12 protein-coding genes and 1 tRNA gene are annotated in these 15886 nt (G+C 68.7%); 7 read left to right on the top strand and 6 right to left on the bottom strand.

Translation table 11 applies throughout. The features are described 5' to 3' along the window. Nucleotides 1-130 precede the first annotated feature (130 nt). Nucleotides 131-709, bottom strand: coding sequence for a hypothetical protein (locus tag ACMX37_RS06410; protein ID WP_483148030.1), 579 nt, complete (start codon nt 707-709; stop codon nt 131-133). A 173-nt stretch (nt 710-882) separates the two neighbouring features. On the opposite strand from ACMX37_RS06410, the gene ACMX37_RS06405 reads away from it, so the two are divergent. Together ACMX37_RS06405 and ACMX37_RS06400 are read left to right on the top strand one after the other, a co-directional pair. Beyond that, nucleotides 883-2352, top strand: a complete 1470-nt coding sequence (locus tag ACMX37_RS06405) for an FAD-binding oxidoreductase (RefSeq protein WP_483148029.1) — start codon at nt 883-885, stop codon at nt 2350-2352. 110 nt (nt 2353-2462) lie between these two features. After that, nucleotides 2463-3257, top strand: a complete 795-nt coding sequence (locus ACMX37_RS06400; protein WP_483148028.1) for a SapC family protein — start codon at nt 2463-2465, stop codon at nt 3255-3257. A 92-nt stretch (nt 3258-3349) separates the two neighbouring features. On the opposite strand, the gene ACMX37_RS06395 is transcribed toward ACMX37_RS06400, so the two are convergent. Next, nucleotides 3350-4327, bottom strand: a complete 978-nt coding sequence (locus ACMX37_RS06395) for an N-formylglutamate amidohydrolase (protein WP_483148027.1) — start codon at nt 4325-4327, stop codon at nt 3350-3352. A 138-nt stretch (nt 4328-4465) separates the two neighbouring features. On the opposite strand from ACMX37_RS06395, the gene cpdR reads away from it, so the two are divergent. The 5 genes from cpdR to ACMX37_RS06370 all read left to right on the top strand — a co-directional run bounded on the left by cpdR (nt 4466) and on the right by ACMX37_RS06370 (nt 8570). Then, nucleotides 4466-4855: a cell cycle two-component system response regulator CpdR gene (gene cpdR, locus ACMX37_RS06390; protein ID WP_483148026.1), complete on the top strand. Its 390-nt coding sequence runs from the start codon at nt 4466-4468 to the stop codon at nt 4853-4855. Between the two features lie 81 nt (nt 4856-4936). After that, nucleotides 4937-5011 (top strand) — tRNA-Val (locus ACMX37_RS06385). Nucleotides 5012-5247: 236 nt separating this feature from the next. Beyond that, a complete protein-coding gene (locus tag ACMX37_RS06380) occupies nt 5248-6471 on the top strand; it encodes an NADP-dependent isocitrate dehydrogenase (RefSeq protein WP_483148025.1) in 1224 nt (407 codons plus the stop codon). A gap of 109 nt (nt 6472-6580) precedes the next feature. Next, nucleotides 6581-8344, top strand: a complete 1764-nt coding sequence (locus ACMX37_RS06375) for a cation:proton antiporter domain-containing protein (RefSeq protein ID WP_483148024.1) — start codon at nt 6581-6583, stop codon at nt 8342-8344. 49 nt (nt 8345-8393) lie between these two features. Next, nucleotides 8394-8570, top strand: a complete 177-nt coding sequence (locus ACMX37_RS06370; RefSeq protein ID WP_483148023.1) for a hypothetical protein — start codon at nt 8394-8396, stop codon at nt 8568-8570. A gap of 23 nt (nt 8571-8593) precedes the next feature. Here ACMX37_RS06370 and alaS read toward each other — a convergent pair whose 3' ends face one another. The 4 genes from alaS to ACMX37_RS06350 form a co-directional block, all read right to left on the bottom strand. Then, nucleotides 8594-11251, bottom strand: coding sequence for an alanine--tRNA ligase (gene alaS / locus ACMX37_RS06365; RefSeq protein ID WP_483148022.1), 2658 nt, complete (start codon nt 11249-11251; stop codon nt 8594-8596). 284 nt (nt 11252-11535) lie between these two features. Beyond that, nucleotides 11536-12603 carry a recombinase RecA gene (recA, locus tag ACMX37_RS06360; RefSeq protein WP_088914590.1) on the bottom strand — a complete coding sequence of 356 codons (1068 nt, stop codon included), beginning with the start codon at nt 12601-12603 and terminating at the stop codon, nt 11536-11538. A 145-nt stretch (nt 12604-12748) separates the two neighbouring features. Beyond that, nucleotides 12749-14350 carry a DUF4139 domain-containing protein gene (locus ACMX37_RS06355; RefSeq protein ID WP_483148021.1) on the bottom strand — a complete coding sequence of 534 codons (1602 nt, stop codon included), beginning with the start codon at nt 14348-14350 and terminating at the stop codon, nt 12749-12751. 10 nt (nt 14351-14360) lie between these two features. Continuing rightward, a complete protein-coding gene (locus ACMX37_RS06350; protein ID WP_483148020.1) occupies nt 14361-15866 on the bottom strand; it encodes a DUF4139 domain-containing protein in 1506 nt (501 codons plus the stop codon). Between the last annotated feature and the right edge of the window lie 20 nt (nt 15867-15886).

The raw sequence follows: 15886 nt of genomic DNA, 5'->3' as shown, positions 1-15886 counted from the left end.
GAATAGCGGGCAGGGTCGCTGCCGGAGATTGCAGGCCCGCTCGCGCGTCTAAGCGCCGGATCAGGCCGCCGCGCCTTTCCAGCAAATGGCTGCAAAAGTCAAGGAATCGCGCGGGCGCGCCGGTGCGGCGTCAACCGTCCGCGAGCACAAGCTGGCGCATCGTCTCCACCTCGCAGCGTGCGCCGGTGCGCGACTGGAGCTTGTCGCGATCGACGCAGAGCCGCCCGTCCTTGTTCTTCTCGACGTAGAAGCCGGCATAGAAGTCGCGGGCGCGGCACGTTTTTTCGAGAGCGACGGACATCATGCGGCGGTCGCGCAGGTACAGCACGAGGCGGTTGCCACTGCCCGTCTGGACGCCCGCGATGCCGTCGAGCGGCACGCATTTTTCCTTGCCCCGTTCCTCGAAACGCGGCGGCTGGGGGCGCTGCGGCATCTCGGCGAGCATGTTCTGGCGGACGGCGGACGGCTGGGGCGCGATGCGGACCACGACCCGCTGCTCGATCCGCACCTGGCGTGCGATCGCGGATTCGCGCCAGGCCGAGAGCGGGTTGAGCGTGACCGGTGTGTTGTCACCGGCTGCAGCGGCAGCGTCGCATTGCGGGGCCGAAGCACCGGATGAGCGCCGCCCGTCATCCCTCTTCTCGCCGCCCGGAGCCACCAACGGCAGCAGCAGCGCAAGCGGCGCCGCAAGGGCGAACAGGCTGTCCATGGGAGGATGCACTCTCCTCGTGAGCGGCGGAACGGGCGGACATGCCGATGGCGCGACCCCTTGCCAAAGGCCGAAGCGGTTTAGCAACAATGGTTGAACCGTGGCTTAACTGCCGCGACGTGCGGCACGAAAGCGGTGGCAATTTCCCTGCCGACTGTGGCATGGAGGCAACAATGAATCATCCTGCCGCCCCGTCCCGCCCGGCCGCCGACACAGCCGCCTTTCTGGCCGCTGCCGCCGAGCTGCTCGGCCCCCGCGGACTGACCACCGATCCCGAACGGATGGACACCTGGCTGACCGACTGGCGCGGACGCTACACCGGCCGGGCGCTGGCGCTCGCCTCCCCGGCCTCGACCGCCGAGGTCGCCGCGCTGGTGAAGCTGTGCGCCGCGCATCACATTCCGATCGTCCCGCAGGGCGGCAACAGCGGCATGGCAGGCGGCGCGACCCCCGACGCGACGGGCCACGCCATCCTCCTCTCGCTGCGGCGAATGGACCGCATCCGCAGCCTCAGCGCCGAGGCAGGACAGGTGGAGTGCGAGGCCGGGGTGATCCTCCAGACCCTGCACGAGGCGGCGGAAAGCGCCGGGATGCGCTTTCCCCTGACGCTCGGCGGCAAGGGTTCGGCGACCATCGGCGGTCTCGTCTCGACCAATGCGGGGGGCACGCAGGTGCTGCGCCACGGGACGATGCGCGCGCAGGTGCTGGGGCTCGAGGCCGTGCTCGCCTCGGGCGAGGTGCTGGACCTGATGACCCCGCTGAAGAAGGACAATCGCGGCTTCGACCTGAAGCAGCTGCTGATCGGCTCGGAAGGCACGCTCGGCATCGTCACGGCAGCGCGGCTGCGCCTGCTGCCCGCCCCCATCGGCCGCGTGACCGCCTGGGTCGGGCTCGGCGGGATCGTCGCGGCGGGAACCTTGCTCGGCCGCATGGAGCGCGCGCTCGGCGATGCGCTCGAGGGGTTCGAGGTGGTGCCCGCGCATTGCCTCGAAAGCGTGCTCGCTCACCAGAGCGATGCCCGCGCCCCGCTGGCCGAGGCCCATGCATGGAACGCGCTGGTCGAATGCGTCTCGCCAGCCCATGACGACGCGGCCCTGCGCGACGCGCTCGAGACCGCCCTGGCCGCCGCGTTCGAGGACGGATTGATCGCAGACGCCGTGATCGCCGCCAGCGACAGCCAGGCCGAGGCCTTCTGGCAATTGCGCGACGGCATCTCCGCTGCCGAACGGGCGATCGGCCCGGCGATGCAGCACGATATCTCGGTGCCGGTCGCGGCGATGCCCGAATTCATCCTCGCCGCCGTGCCCGATATCGAGGCCGCCTTTCCCGGCACCCGTGCCGTCGCCTTCGGGCATCTGGGCGACGGCAATGTCCACTTCCACGTCCTTGCCCCGCCGGGCGCGGTGCGGGGGGAATGGGAGGAGGCAGAGGGCAAGACGGTGAGCGCCCGGGTACACGATCTGGTGACGCAGTGGGGCGGATCCATCAGTGCCGAGCACGGCATCGGGCAGATGAAGGTGGACGAGCTCGCCCGCCTCCACGATCCGGTGGCGCTCGCCGTGATGGCGCAGGTGAAGCGGGCGCTCGATCCGGCGGGGCTGCTCAATCCGGGGAAACTGCTGCGCGCGACCCCGCGGGCCTGACCCTCGCGGCTTGCGCAGGGCCACGCAAAGCCCTAAGGGCCGCGCTTTCGGCGGGGCGAGAGGTCTTCCGCTGAGGGGATCATCCACCACCGTTTGTCGGAGACTTCGTCATGGCCAGCGCGCCGCAACCGCAACTTCCGCTGTTCTACAAGGACCTTCTACCGCTCAACAGCCGCGATCACGCCGACTGGAAGGCCGGCACGCTCGAAAGCGCCGCCTATCTTGCCGCGACCCACGCGATCCCGGTGACCTCGGACGAGTTCGTCGACGCCCAGCGCGATTTCCCGATCGTCTTCACCGCCGGCGAAAACCCGCTGCCGATCGCGCTGTTCGGCCTCAACGAAGGCGTCAACACCTTTGTCGGCGACGACATGAAGATCAACGAGGTGATCTACCTTCCGGCCTATGCGCGCCGCTATCCCTTCATCCTCGCCAAGCTCCAGCCGGGCAGCGATGACATGTCGCTGTGCTTCGACCCGAGCGCCAACCTGCTCGGCAAGTTCGACGAGGGTCTCGCGCTGTTCGACGGCGAGGGCAAGCCGACCGAATACACCGAAGGCGTGCTCGATTTCTGCCGCCGCTTCGAGGAAGCCGGCCAGCGCACCAAGCTGTTCATGGAGGAGCTGGTGAAGCTCGACGTGCTGATGGACGGCGAGATCGCGATCACCCGCAACGACATGCCCGACACCCCGTTCATCTATCGCGGCTTCCGGATGGTGGACGAGAACAAGCTGCGCGAGCTTCCCGCCGCCAAGCTCGAGGAACTGGCCAAGAACGGCATGCTGATGCTGATCTACGCGCACCTCTTCTCGCTCAACCTGCTGCGCACTCTGTTCGAGCGCCAGCTCGCCCAGGGCAAGGTGCCGATGACGCCGAACGGCGCTCCGGCTCCGGCGGTGAACTGATCGAGCGACCGGGCCGGGGCGACGCTCCGGCCCGATGGAGACAGCAAGCGGGCGGGTGGACGAGGTCTGCCCGCCCGTTTTGCTGCGCGGCGCTATTCCGCTGCCTGCCGCAGCCCCTCGCCGCCGCCGAGCAGCGCGGTTTCCGCGCCGAGCTCGCGCACCAGCCCGGCCAGCATCGCTGCGATCGCCGGAAGGCCCGCCCCGGGTTCGGCAAGGTGGCGGTCGAGATAGGTCGTGCGGCACACCTCGATCTGCACCGCGTGAACACCCTCGCGCGGGGCGCCGTGCCGGTCGAGAACATAGCCGCCCGAATAGGGCCGGTTCTGCGCAGCCGGCACGCCGCGCGTCTCGAGATGGGCGAGCGCGCGGCCGACCAGCGCGTTGTGGCAGGAGGCACCGAAGCGGTCGCCGAGGACCACCAGCGGGGCGCGGCTCTCGCCCTCGGCAGGCCGCAGCGGCGGCATGGAATGCAGGTCGACCAGCAGCGCCGCGCCCCACTCGGCACGGATCCGCGCCAGTTCTTCGGCAAGGCTTGCGTGATAGGTGCGGTGGATGCCCTCGATCCGGGCCGCGAGCTCGGCAGGCACGAGGCGCCCGCGCCAGATCTCTCCCGAGCCCGGCAGGCGGCGCGGCACCAGTCCGAGGCCGCTCCTCGCCCGCGCGTTGCCGCGCTGGCCCGGTTCTTCCGGCGCGGCATCGGCAGGCCTGCCGCCCTCGATCATGTCCCAGTCGACATCGTCCTCGGCGCGGTTGAGATCGAGCAGCGCGCGCGGCGCGTGGGCGACCAGCAATGCCGCCCCGGTCTCGCGCGCGATCGCGACCCCGAGCCGGTCCGCGTGGCGATCCTCGAGCCGCAGCTGGGCGAGCGTCGCATCCCGCATCCGCGCCGTCACGGCGGGCGGATAGGCGCGCCCCGCGTGGGGCACGGCCACCAGCACCGGCAGGCGCAGGCGTTCGGGGCGGGTCAGGGTGAAAGCAGGCGCCTCCGCAAGACCCGGCACCACCCCGCCGCTCATCGCGATACGGCGCGGGGCGGGACCTGTACGGAGAGGCTGCGGGGGGGATGGCATCGTGGCCCTTGCTGAAGCCTTTGGCCCGCAGTGTCAAAGCCTGATCGTCCGCCCGACCCTCCCCTTCGCAGGAACGCGCAGCCTCAGCCTGCCGCAAGCACAAAGATTTCTTAAGCCCGGCCTGCTAACACCCCCGGCATGACAGCGACACGCACACCCCGCATCCTGCTCGCCGAGGACGAAGACGCGATGCGCGCCTATCTCGAGCGCGCGCTCACCAATGCCGGCTATTCGGTCAGCGCGGTGGATCGCGGCACCGATGCCGTGCCGCTGCTGGAGACCGGCGACTACGACCTGCTGCTGTCCGACATCGTCATGCCCGAGATGGACGGGATCGAGCTTGCCCAGCGCTGCGCCGAACTCTCGCCGCGCACCAAGGTGATGTTCATCACCGGCTTTGCCGCGGTGTCCCTGCGCGCCAGCCGCGAGCAGCCAGCCGCCAAGGTGCTCTCGAAGCCCTTCCACCTGCGCGATCTGGTGCTCGAGGTGGAACGCGTGTTCGAGGAAGCGGACGCGGCGCGCGGCTAGACGTTCTCGAATCGCTTGCACCTTCCCTGGTGCTGCGATAAAGGGCCGCTCCGCCCCGAACCGGGGCCGATCCGATGGTGTGGGCGTATAGCTCAGTGGTAGAGCACTATGTTGACATCGTAGGGGTCGCAAGTTCAATCCTTGCTACGCCCACCATCGGCTGAAAGGCTGACGAGCCCGCCCTCACCGGCGGGCTTTTTCGTGCCCGTGATCCCCAGCGCCGCGCCGCGCAAGGGCTGTTGCGTTTCATTCGCATTTCCTGCGCTTGCAAGCCCCCGCGCCTCTGCTAAAGCCCGCGCGGGATCTTTGGGCCTCGGACGGGCCCGCAACAGCTTCCTGTCGATCAAGCACGGCCCCGCGCACGACGGGGCAAGAAGGATAGGGCATAGGCCATGCAGAAAATCAAAGTCGCCAACCCCGTCGTCGAACTCGACGGCGACGAGATGACCCGGATCATCTGGCAGTGGATCCGCGAAAGGCTGATCCTGCCCTACCTCGACATCGACCTGAAATATTACGACCTGTCGATCGAGAACCGCGATGCGACCGACGACCAGGTGACGGTCGATTCCGCGAACGCGATCAAGCAGTACGGCGTCGGCGTGAAGTGCGCGACCATCACCCCCGACGAACAGCGCGTCGAGGAATTCGGCCTCAAGAAGATGTGGAAGTCGCCCAACGGCACGATCCGCAACATCCTGGGCGGCGTGGTCTTCCGCGAGCCGATCGTGATCGACAACGTGCCGCGCCTGGTGCCGGGCTGGACCGACCCCATCGTCGTCGGCCGCCATGCCTTCGGCGACCAGTACCGCGCCACCGACACGCTGATCCCCGGCCCGGGCAAGCTGCGCCTCGTCTTCGACGGCGAGGACGGCACCAAGATCGACCTCGACGTGTTCGACTTCCCCAGCGCGGGCGTCGCGATGGCGATGTACAACCTCGACGATTCGATCCGCGACTTCGCCCGGTCGAGCTTCAATTACGGCCTCAACCTCGGCTGGCCGGTGTACCTGTCGACCAAGAACACGATCATGAAGGCCTATGACGGGCGCTTCAAGGACCTGTTCCAGGAAGTGTTCGACACCGAGGGCTTCGCCGAGAAGTTCAAGGAAAAGGGCATCGTCTACGAACACCGCCTGATCGACGACATGGTCGCCTCGGCCCTCAAGTGGAGCGGCAAGTTCGTCTGGGCCTGCAAGAACTACGACGGCGACGTGCAGTCGGACACCGTGGCACAGGGCTTCGGCTCGCTCGGCCTCATGACCTCGGTGCTGATGACCCCGGACGGCAAGACCGTCGAGGCCGAAGCCGCCCACGGCACCGTCACCCGCCACTACCGCCAGCACCAGCAGGGCAAGGCGACCTCGACCAACCCGATCGCCTCGATCTTCGCATGGACCCGCGGTCTCATGTACCGCGGCAAGTTCGACAACACGCCCGACGTGGTGCGCTTTGCCGAAACGCTCGAGAAGGTCTGCATCCAGACCGTCGAGAAGGGCTACATGACCAAGGATCTCGCGCTGCTGATCGGCCCGGGTCAGGCCTGGCAGACCACCGAGCAGTTCTTCGAGACCATCGTCCAGAACCTCGAGAAGGAAATGGCCTCCTGGGCCTGATAGTCGCTCGATTGTCATAGACAAAAGCCGGGCGGCCGCATGGCCTGCCCGGCTTTTTTCTGCACTGCACAAGGGTGACAGCCCGGCTGCGGCCCGTTAAGTCCGTCATGTGGCTGGCGAACTGACCCTTTCCCCCTTCCTGTCCGATGCACTGGTGATCCTTGGCGCCGCGGGAATCGTGATCCCGGTCTTCGCCCGCTTCCGCATCACCCCGATCATCGGTTTCATCGTCATCGGGGTGCTGGTCGGGCCCTATGGCCTGGGCTCACTGGTCGAGCGAATACCCTGGCTCTACTACATCACGATCAGCGACCCCGGGGCGCTCACGCCCTTCGCCGATTTCGGCATCGTGCTGCTGCTCTTCGCGATCGGGCTGGAGCTGTCGTTCAACCGCCTCTGGCAGCTGCGGCGGCTGGTGTTCGGCCTCGGCGCGCTCGAACTGCTGATCATCGGCTCGTCGCTGGCCGCGCTGTTCGGCCTCACGGGCATGCTCGGCTGGACGGCGGCGCTGGCGCTCGGCTTCGCGCTGGCCTTCTCCTCGACCGCCATCGTCCTGCCGATCTCGGGCACGCGCACGCCGGTGGGCCGCGCGGCGCTTTCGATGCTGCTGTTCGAGGACATCATGATCGTGCCGATCATCTTCATCCTCGGCGCGCTCGCCCCCAATGCGCAGGGCGACGGCTGGAGCGGCCTTGTCGAGACCATGTGGCAGGGCGGCCTCGTCATCGGGGTGCTGCTCGTGGCCGGACGCATCGCCCTCCCCCGCCTGTTCGCGCAGGCTGCGCGCACCAAGAGCCCCGAACTGTTCCTCTCCGCCTCGCTGCTGGTGGTGATCGGCGCGAGCCTCGCCACCGCGCTGGTCGGTCTCTCGCCGATCGTCGGCGCACTGATCGCAGGTCTGCTGATCGCCGAGACCGAGTATCACACCGAGGTCGAGCTGATCATGGAGCCGTTCAAGGGCCTTGCCCTCGGGGTGTTCCTGATCACCATCGGCATGAGCATCAACCTCCGCGAAATCGGCGAGCAGATCGGCATGATCGCGGTGGCAGTCGTGGGCGTGCTGGTGTTCAAGGCGATCGTCACCGGCATCCTGCTGCGGCTGATGGGCGCACGCCGCAGCACCGCGGCCGAAACCGGCGTGATGATGGCCTCGCCGAGCGAGACGACGCTGATCGTGCTGGCGGCGGCGACCGCCGCGATGGTGGTCGATACCGAGACCGCGCAGTTCTGGCAGACCGTCACCGCCATCGGCCTCACCGTCACCCCGCTGCTGGCGAAGCTCGGTCAGGTGATCGCCCGCCGGGTCGACGGCGCGCCCGCCCTGCCCGGCGAGGAGGACAGCGCCGAGGAGCGCACCATCATCGTCGGCGGCGGCCGCGTCGGCCGTCTGGTGGCCGACATGATGCAGACCCACGGCAAGCCCTATGTCATGATCGACACCAACCCCGATCTGATCGCCCAGGCCAAGCGCGACGGCTATCGCGCCACCTTCGGCGATGCGGCGCGCGGCGATGCACTGCCGCGGCTTGGTGTCGAGACCGCGCCGGCCGTGGTGCTGACGATGGACGAACCGGTGCTGGCCCAGCGGCTCGTCGCCAAGCTCAGGCAGACCTATCCCGATCTTCTGATCGTCGCCCGCGCGCGCGACACCGATCATGCCGCCGCCCTTTACCGGGCCGGCGCCAGCCACGCCGTGCCAGAGACGCTGGAAAGCTCGCTCCAGCTATCCGAGGCGGTGCTGGTCGATATTGGCGTGGCGATGGGCCCGGTGATCGCCTCGATCCACGCCAAGCGCGACGAGTTCCGCGAACAGCTGGAACGCGACGGGGGCCTCAGCGAAAAGCCGAAGCTGCGCACCAGCACGACGGGCTGAGAAACAATTCGCGCACGCCGCTGGTAAGTCGGGGCAAAGGAGAGCCCCCATGAGCAAGCCCGACACCCCCCAGTCCGACAACCCGGCCGATCGTCGCCCCGAGACCCTGACCGACGAGAAACACGGCACGGTCAAGGACAAGCAGCTCGAAGGCAATCGCCGCCCGGACACGGATCTGGCGCGCGGCTCCGAGCCCGCTACCCGCGCTGCTTCGACCAAGCGCTAGCGCCAGCGCGCCGCGGTGCCCGATCAGCCTGCGAGCACCGCCTTGACCGCCGCAAGGGCCTCGGCCGCCCTGCTGCCGTCGGGCCCGCCGCCCTGCGCCATGTCGGGCCGCCCGCCGCCGCCCTTGCCGCCGAGCGCCTCGACGCCCGCGCGCACCAGGTCGACCGCGCTGAAGCGCCCGGTCAGATCGTCGGTGACGGCCACGGCGATGCTCGCCTTGCCTTCGTTGACCGCGATCAGCACTGCGATGCCCGATCCCATGCGTTGCTTGGCCGCGTCGAGCAGCGGGCGAAGTTCCTTCGGATCGAGGCCCTCGAGCACCTGACCGCTGAAGGTGACTCCGGCAACGGTCTCGTCGGCCGGAGCCGCCGCCCCGCCCGTCCCGCCGCCGCCCAGTGCGAGCGCCTTCTTCGCCTCGGCCAATTCCTTCTCGAGCCGCTTGCGCTCCTCGAGCAGCGCAGTGAGGCGCGCGGGCACTTCCTCGGGCGTCGCTCGGATCACGCTGGCGGCCGACTTCAGGGCTTCCTCGCGCGCGACCAGCCACTGACGCGCGCCCTCGCCGGTCATCGCCTCGATGCGGCGCACGCCCGAGGAGACCGCGCTTTCGGAGACGATCCGGAAAATGCCGATATCGCCGGTGGCGCGCACATGGGTGCCGCCGCACAGCTCGACCGAATAGTTGCGGCCCTCGCTGCCGGCGCGGCCCATCGCGAGCACGCGGACTTCATCGCCATACTTCTCGCCGAACAGCGCCAGCGCGCCCGCCGCGACGGCATCGTCCGGGGTCATCAGGCGGGTGCTGACCGTCTCGTTGGCGCGGATCTCGGCATTCACCTCGGCCTCGATCGCCGCGATGTCCTCGGGGGTAAGCGCGACGGGGTGCGAGAAATCGAACCGCAGCCGGTCCTCGGCGACCATGCTGCCCTTCTGCGTCACATGCTGTCCGAGCCGGCCCCGCAGCGCGGCATGGACGAGATGGGTGGCCGAATGGTTCGCCCGGATGCGGTCGCGGCGCTCGGCATCGACCTTGAGCTCGACCGTGTCGCCGACGCTGACGGCGCCCTCGTCGATCCGCACGTGATGGGCGTGGAGACGACCGAGCGGCTTTGCCGTGTCGGTCACGGTCGCGCGCAGGCCCGCGAGGCTCGCCATCGTGCCGGCATCGCCGGTCTGGCCACCGCTCTCGCCGTAGAAGGGGGTCTGGTTGGTGAGGATCACGACCTCGTCGCCCGCGGCGGCGGCAGCGACTTCGGCTCCGCCCCTGACGATCGCGACGACCTTGCCCTCGCCGGTCGTGGCAGCATAGCCCGTGAATTCGGTCGCGCCCTCGCGTTCGGCGATGTCGAACCACACTTCGCCCGAGGCGGCCTCGCCCGAGCCCTTCCACGCGGCGCGCGCGGCGGCCTTCTGGCGCGCCATCGCGGCATCGAAGCCCGCCTTGTCGACCCCGATGCCGCGGGCACGCAGGGCGTCCTCGGTGAGGTCATAGGGGAAGCCGTAGGTGTCGTAGAGGCGGAAGGCGACCTCGCCGTCGAGCTCGCCGCCCTGCGCCAGATCGCCGGTCGCTTCGTCGAGCAGTTTCAGGCCCTTGTCGAGCGTGCGGCGGAACTGGGTTTCCTCGCGCTCGAGCACCTCGGCGACCAGCGCCTGGCCGCGGACGAGCTCGGGGTAGGCCTGCCCCATCTCCCCGACGAGCGCGGGGACGAGACGGTGCATCAGCGGCTCGGAGGCGCCGAGGAGGTGCGCGTGGCGCATGGCGCGGCGCATGATCCGGCGCAGCACGTAGCCGCGGCCCTCGTTGGAGGGGAGCACGCCGTCGGCCATGAGGAAGCTCGTCGAGCGCAGGTGATCGGCAATGACGCGGTGCGAGGCCGCATGATCGCCCACAGCGGCGACGCCGGTGAGCGATTCCGATGCCGAAATCAGGGCCTTGAAGGTATCCGTATCGTAATTGTCGTGCACGCCCTGGAGCACCGCGGCGATGCGTTCGATGCCCATGCCGGTGTCGATCGAGGGCTTGGGCAGGTCGCGGCGCGTGCCGTCGGCCTGCTGCTCGTACTGCATGAACACGAGGTTCCAGATCTCGACGAAGCGGTCGCCGTCCTCGTCGGGGCTGCCCGGGGGGCCGCCGAAGATGTGATCGCCGTGGTCGTAGAAGATCTCGGAGCAGGGGCCGCAGGGGCCGGTGTCACCCATCGACCAGAAATTGTCCGAGGTCGGGATGCGGATGATCCGACTGTCGGGCAGGCCCGCGATCTTGCGCCACAGGGCGTGGGCCTCGTCGTCTGTATGATACACCGTGACCGTGAGCCGGTCGGCAGGCAGGCCCCACTCCCTGGTCAACAGGGTCCAGGCATGTTCGATCGCCTGTTCCTTGAAGTAGTCGCCGAAGGAAAAATTCCCAAGCATTTCAAAGAACGTGTGGTGCCGCGCGGTGTAGCCGACATTGTCGAGGTCGTTGTGCTTGCCGCCGGCGCGGACGCATTTCTGCGAGGAGGCGGCGCGGGGGCTGGCGGGTGTTTCGAGGCCCGTGAAGACGTTCTTGAACGGCACCATTCCGGCGTTGACGAACATCAGCGTCGGATCGTTGTAGGGCACGAGCGGCGCGCTCGGCGTGGGCGTGTGCCCGTTCCTACCGAAGTAGTCGAGGAAGGAGCGGCGGATTTCGTTGGTCGACGTCATGGGCGTGCAGTTAGGCAAAGCGCGGGCTGAACGCAATGGAGCGCGCATTGCGGGTGCCCGGACGGGGGCCCAAAAGACAACCGCATCGCGACAACCGTGCAACGACATCGCGACGACAGGCCCACGGCACCGCTACGGCAGAGCGCAGCAAGACCCCCCGAAACGCGAAAGGCCGGTGCGGGCCTGGGGAAGGCTCGCACCGGCGTTCCGCTTGTCCGGGCACCGATGGGGACAGCCGGGCCGGAGCGGGACACTCCGGGCTCAGGCAGGCGCCCGCTTGGGAATCACATGTCCGAGTCCGCGTCCGGCCCGGTCATCATCTCCCCGGCGACCTGGTCGGTGCGGCTGCGGATCGCAGCTTCCAACCGGTCGCAAACCTCAGGATTGTCGCGCAGGTAGGTCTTGGCGTTCTCGCGCCCCTGCCCGATGCGGATCGAATCGTAGGAGAACCAGCTCCCCGACTTCTCGACCAGGCCCGCCTTGACCCCGAGATCGAGGATCTCGCCGATCTTGGAGATGCCCTCGCCGTACATGATGTCGAATTCGACCTGCTTGAACGGCGGCGCCACCTTGTTCTTGACCACCTTGACGCGGGTGGTGTTGCCGATGATCTCGTCCCGGTCCTTGATCTGGCCGGTGCGGCGGATGTCGAGACGAACGCTGGCGTAGAACTTGAGCGCATTGCCGCCGGTGGTGGTTTCCGGGTTGCCGTACATCACCCCGATCTTCATGCGCAGCTGGTTGATGAAGATCACCATGCAGCGCGAACGGCTGATCGAGCCGGTCAGCTTGCGCAGCGACTGCGACATGAGGCGCGCCTGGAGGCCGACGTGGCTGTCGCCCATCTCGCCCTCGATCTCCGCGCGCGGCACCAGCGCCGCGACCGAGTCGACCACCAGCACGTCGATCGCGTTGGAGCGCACCAGCGTGTCGGTGATCTCGAGCGCCTGTTCGCCGGTGTCGGGCTGCGAGACGATCAGTTCGTCGATGTCGACGCCCAGCTTCTTGGCATAGACCGGATCGAGCGCGTGTTCGGCATCGACGAAGGCCGCGGTGCCGCCCATCTTCTGCGCTTCGGCGATGACGTGCAGCGCCAGCGTGGTCTTGCCCGAGCTTTCCGGCCCGTAGACCTCGATCACCCGGCCGCGCGGCAAGCCGCCGATCCCGAGCGCGATGTCCAGACCCAGCGATCCGGTGGAGATGGCTTCGACCTGCATCGTCTCCTTCGAGCCCAGCTTCATCGCCGAACCCTTGCCGAAGGCACGATCGATCTGCGCAAGCGCGGCTTCCAGAGCCTTCTGACGATCCACGGCTTTCCTGTCCTCTTCGACCAATTTCAACTGGGTAGCCATCGCATGCGCTCCTTCGCTTGCCTAGGGGCAAGGCGGAGTTTTCCGCCGCCCGCTGGGGCAGCATGTATCGCATTTGTTCTCATGGAACAAGTAGGGAACGGAAAATTTTTCCGCCCCGCCGCAGGCGCCCGTTCCTACCCCCGCGTCAGGGGCGCGTGGCCGAGCGCAGCTGCCAGTCGAAACGCCGTTCGGCACTGGCGGGGATGGTCACTTCCACCGTCTGCCAGCCGTCCTTCACCGCCACCTTTTGCCCCGGGAAGCGGATGTCGAAGCCGCCCGCGTAACCCAGTTGCAGCCGGATCGTGACGGGATGGGGGTTGGCGTTGGTGAGGCGCGCGCGCATCGGCACCCACTGGCGCGCGATCTCGCCCGCCCCGCCCGCCTGCTGCGCGGCGCAGCGGGCGAAGACCTGCGCGCTCTCGCCCAGTTCCAGCTCCATCTCCTGCCCGCGCGCATAGTCGCGCAAGGTGGTGCGCCCGGCCAGCCGCTCGCCTCCGGCGGCCGGTTCGTAGAGCGTCATCGCCCCCTGCGGCAGCGCGATCCCGAGGCCGCGCGCCTCCTCGTTCCGCGTCGCCAGCAGCAGCTCTGCCGCGAGCGGCTCCTCGGCGCTGTCGGTGTAGGGATCGCAGGTCGTGCGGTAGATGAGCCGCGCCTTCACCCCGTCCCTGTCGAGAAAGGCGACCTGCTTCATCCCCCTGGCGGAGACGTCCACCCGCCCCGGCACCCGGAACAGCTTGAGATCGCCGAGATCCTCCTCGGATGCCGTCACCACGCCGGCATCGGCAGCCTGCATCCGGGCGCCGATAACGGTGATCGCCTCAGCCATCATGACGGGCGCAGCCATCGGCGGGGGCGGCGGAGCTGGCGGCGGCGGCGGGGGCGGCGCCGTCCCCGCCGCGGTGCTGCCGATCGGATAGCAGGTCAGGCGCAGCGGCTCGGCCACGGGCGGATCGGCGAGACTGCGGTAATCGCTCGTCAGGTTGAGCCGCCCCGCGACGATCTGGAGGCGCGCGGAATCGAAGCTCTGGCCGTTGTCGTTGACGAGGGTGAGCCAGCTCAGCAGGTCAAGGCTCAGCTCGCCGCCTTTCGCCTGCTCGGCAAGGCTGGCGACGTAATCGGCCTGCCAGTCGAAGCCCCAGGCGAGATAGGTGAGCGTCACGTCGAAGGTGCCGCCCTCGGGCGAGCGGGTGTCGACCGAGAACACCGGGCGCGCCGACAGGCCCGGCGGGACGCGGGCGAAGGAAAGGCTTTCGGGCAGGCCCGAACAGCGCACCGCCTCGAAGCCCTGCGAGGTCTCGAGCACGAGCCCCCCGTCGGCGCGGGTGCGCACCACCGCCTGCTCGCTGGTCGCCGCGCCGGTCGCAGGGTTGGTGCGGGTGATGGTCACGCGGTTGCCGAGCGTCCCGTCGACCAGCGCGGCGGGCGAGAGGAGCTGCGCGTTGCGGTTCATCTCGATGGTGCCGCCGGGCAGCCCGGTGACGATCGCGGAGACCCCGATCATGCCCTCGGCCACGCCCTCGAAGCGGATCGTCGATTCGCCGGGGGGGAGCGTCACGCGGCGGGTTTCGGAGATCATCGCGATCCCACCCGGGCGCTCGCGCCGCAGCCGCTCGTCCGGGTCGCGGTCGGGATCGCGGTAGATCGTCACCGACAGGTCGGCAGGCGGCGAGGCGTCGACCACCTCGCGCGCGGCGAGCGGCCCGCCGGCCAGCGCGGCGAGGACGAGACAGGTTGCGGCCAGCCGCATCGCCGCCGCCTCAGTAGCGGGTTTCGTAGGTCACGCGGATCACCCGCTCGCCCTCGGCCGGCACGGGGACGACATATTTGCGCCGGTCGGCGTTGAGCTGTTCGCCCTTGATGTCCTCGAGGGTGACGCGGGTGTCGTCGCCCCACCAGCCGCGCGCCAGGCCGGTCTGGGTGAGTTCGACGTCGATCGGGGCGGCCTTTGCATTGGTGAGGGTGTAGCGCATGGTGGTGCGGTAGAAGGTCTTGGGCCGCTCGACGGTGACCTCGCGGGTCTTGCCGCCCTCGAAGATCCGGTAGCGGGCGCTTTTCTCCCATTCCGCGCCGGTGATGGTCTCGCGCTTCTCGATCTCGGCCTTCACCGTGATGTCGAAGGCATCGCCGGTGACGAGCGAGAGCTCGCTGCCCATCGGGGTGTGGCCGATGGCGTTCTCGCCGATGAACTGCGGAGTGCCTTCGCGGTCGCGCTGGTAGAAGCGCACCGTGCCCGCGGGCAGGGCATCGCCGAGGCCCTGCTCGCGCGAGGAGGAGAAGGCGATGCGGCTCTGGACGTTGCGGGGCTGTTCGTCGTTCTGCTGCCAGTCGACGCTTGCGGCGTAGATCTTGCGCGCGGGCACGGCCTGCACGTCGAGGAAGCTCACCTGCTTGGTCTGGGCGTTGGCGATCGTGGTGCGGCCCTTGATCGGGTAGAGGTAGAAATCGCCGAGCCGCTCGCGCTCGGCCGCCTGCGTTCCGGCGCGGATCATGCCGCGCTGGTTGTAGCCGTAGCCGCCGCCCCTACCGTTTGGGCCAGAAGCAGGATTGCCTGCGACCAGCACGGTGTCGGCATTGTGGAAGGTGGTGCCGGTGCCGTTCGTCAACGTCACCCAGCCCTGCATGTCGATGGTGCCCGCGGCCTCGTTGTAGAGCGCGACGTAGTCGGCGTTCCAGCCGAGGCCGTTCGTCAGGTAGCGCAGGGCGACCGGTCGGGTGCCGCCGCGCGCCGAATCGAGGTTGATCGACAGCGTGGGCCGCGCGCGCAGGCCGGGGGGCACGCGGTCGAAGATCACGCGCACCGGCAACCCGTCGTCGCGCAGCACCTCGATCCGCTCGCCGATCTGGATGACGACGCCCCCGGCGGTGGAGAGCACCTTCGCCCGCTCGCGGGTCTCGGCGCCGGTGGCGGGGTTGGTGCGCAGCAGGGTGACGGTCTGGCCGATGGCCTTCTCCATCAGCTTGCCGGGGGTGAGGAGATCGTAGTCGAAGTTCTGCTCGATGATCGTGGTGCCCGCCGCCGCAAAGCTCAGCGTCTCGGGCTGGATCCGGGCGGAGACGTCGGGGAACTCGACGCGGCTGCGCCCCTGCGCGATGGCAAGCTGGCGCACGTCCTGCACCAGCGCGAGATCGCTGTTGTAGATCGTGAGGGAAACGTCGCCCTGCGCCGTCGCATCGGGATCGGGGACGCCCTGCGCCAGTGCGCCCGCTGCCAGCAGCGCCGCTGCCGGGATGCCGCACCCGGCGGCGATAGTGCGAAGTCCCATCCTGTCCCCTTCCCTCAAGT

The sequence above is a fragment of the Porphyrobacter sp. THAI-01a genome (genome assembly GCF_056868655.1).
The sequence above is the reverse complement of the archived record's forward strand: the minus strand, read 5'-3'. Positions and strand labels throughout refer to the sequence as shown.

Excerpts from the sequence above, each read along its gene's own strand:
- ACMX37_RS06370 (WP_483148023.1), top strand. The coding sequence starts at position 8,394 with ATGAGCAAGCCCGACACCCCCCAGTCCGACAACCCGGCCGATCGTCGC.
- alaS (WP_483148022.1), bottom strand. The coding sequence starts at position 11,251 with ATGACGTCGACCAACGAAATCCGCCGCTCCTTCCTCGACTACTTCGGT.
- ACMX37_RS06400 (WP_483148028.1), top strand. The coding sequence starts at position 2,463 with ATGGCCAGCGCGCCGCAACCGCAACTTCCGCTGTTCTACAAGGACCTT.
- ACMX37_RS06380 (WP_483148025.1), top strand. The coding sequence starts at position 5,248 with ATGCAGAAAATCAAAGTCGCCAACCCCGTCGTCGAACTCGACGGCGAC.
- ACMX37_RS06355 (WP_483148021.1), bottom strand. The coding sequence starts at position 14,350 with ATGCGGCTGGCCGCAACCTGTCTCGTCCTCGCCGCGCTGGCCGGCGGG.
- ACMX37_RS06405 (WP_483148029.1), top strand. The coding sequence starts at position 883 with ATGAATCATCCTGCCGCCCCGTCCCGCCCGGCCGCCGACACAGCCGCC.
- recA (WP_088914590.1), bottom strand. The coding sequence starts at position 12,603 with ATGGCTACCCAGTTGAAATTGGTCGAAGAGGACAGGAAAGCCGTGGAT.
- ACMX37_RS06410 (WP_483148030.1), bottom strand. The coding sequence starts at position 709 with ATGGACAGCCTGTTCGCCCTTGCGGCGCCGCTTGCGCTGCTGCTGCCG.
- ACMX37_RS06350 (WP_483148020.1), bottom strand. The coding sequence starts at position 15,866 with ATGGGACTTCGCACTATCGCCGCCGGGTGCGGCATCCCGGCAGCGGCG.
- cpdR (WP_483148026.1), top strand. The coding sequence starts at position 4,466 with ATGACAGCGACACGCACACCCCGCATCCTGCTCGCCGAGGACGAAGAC.
- ACMX37_RS06395 (WP_483148027.1), bottom strand. The coding sequence starts at position 4,327 with ATGCCATCCCCCCCGCAGCCTCTCCGTACAGGTCCCGCCCCGCGCCGT.